Source organism: Synechococcus sp. H60.1, from assembly GCF_047462335.1.
In the GTDB taxonomy this organism is placed as follows: domain Bacteria; phylum Cyanobacteriota; class Cyanobacteriia; order Thermostichales; family Thermostichaceae; genus Thermostichus.
Genome location: NZ_JANSJA010000103.1, coordinates 1 through 1,117, shown reverse-complemented (window position 1 = coordinate 1,117; position 1,117 = coordinate 1). Strand labels below are relative to the sequence as shown.

2 protein-coding genes are annotated in these 1,117 nt (G+C 56.2%); both read left to right on the top strand.

Annotated elements, in window-relative coordinates; all coding sequences use genetic code 11:
* The coding region (locus NW852_RS05550; protein WP_414426530.1) for a hypothetical protein at positions 1-330 on the top strand (330 nt) is incomplete at its 5' end.
* Positions 331-890: 560 nt separating this feature from the next.
* Positions 891-1,117 (top strand): carboxymuconolactone decarboxylase family protein (locus tag NW852_RS05545; RefSeq protein WP_414426529.1); only part of this gene is annotated, 227 nt, incomplete at its 3' end.

Below are 1,117 nucleotides of genomic sequence, written 5' to 3'. Positions count from 1 at the left end.
GTACGCATCAGCTCGGCCAGCAACCCCGACGGGGTCTGGGATTTGCAGAACGGTACGCGCAAACCGATGATCGGCAAAGTGAAGGTGATCGAGGGCATCCGCCCTGGTGTCATCTCCTTCCCGCTCGGTTGGGGCCACTTCGCCAGCGGCGCCAGCGACATCGTTATTGACGGCGTCACCATCCCCGCCGACCCGCGCCGGGCTGCCGGCATTCACGCCAATGCTGCCATGCGCGTTGATCCAGTACTGGGCAATGTAACCCTGAGCGACCTGGTCGGCGGCAGTGCCGTCTTCTACGACACGAAGGTGAAACTGGAGCGAGTTGGCTAACACACAGAGGTGGCACTCCTTAACCGTGACACGATACAGGAAGGCAGGGATAAGCGGGTGCGACACACCACGAACGTGTGTCGCATCTTCGTTTCAGATAAATCTGGTACCATAACCCAAGCTACTACCTTTATCACCACAGAGACACAGAGGACACAGAGGATGGGTATAACCTGGGTTGCTACCGCGAGACGTGATGTAGCACGTCTATGGGAACAGGCTGCTACCCACGTTGTTCATTCGGTTACTCTACACAGTGTTGTGGGCAACGTCATGCTGTTCATTCTGACAGTCAGCCTCCATGACCTGCTCACAGCATAGGTGGCAACTTGAGTTATCATACATTCACACTCAACAACTCAGAACAGGATGCCTGCTCGCTCATTCAGACAACAGGTGAAGCGCATTGTACTGCGCAAGGAACGAGAAGTCATTGCAGATACCATCACAAGGATGCGCGACACCGGACGGCGCAATGCGGTATCTATGCCCGTTCTGCATCGCCAGTATTTGCAACTGACATAGAACGTCAAACTGGAATATACACCTGGGAGGCTATCATGAGTCAACTGCCCGAAGCGTACCGTACCTTTTTGCAAGACTACCCAACGGTAGCCGGCGTGTACGAACAACTGGGTGCAGCAGCAGCCGAGGCCGGCCCACTCGACGCCAAAACCCGCGAACTGGTTAAACTGGCAATGGCAGCCGCTCTCGGCTCAGAGGGTGCCGTCCATTCCCACGTGCATCGTGCGCTGGCAGCAGGCGCAACTGCGGCAGAGATTGAACA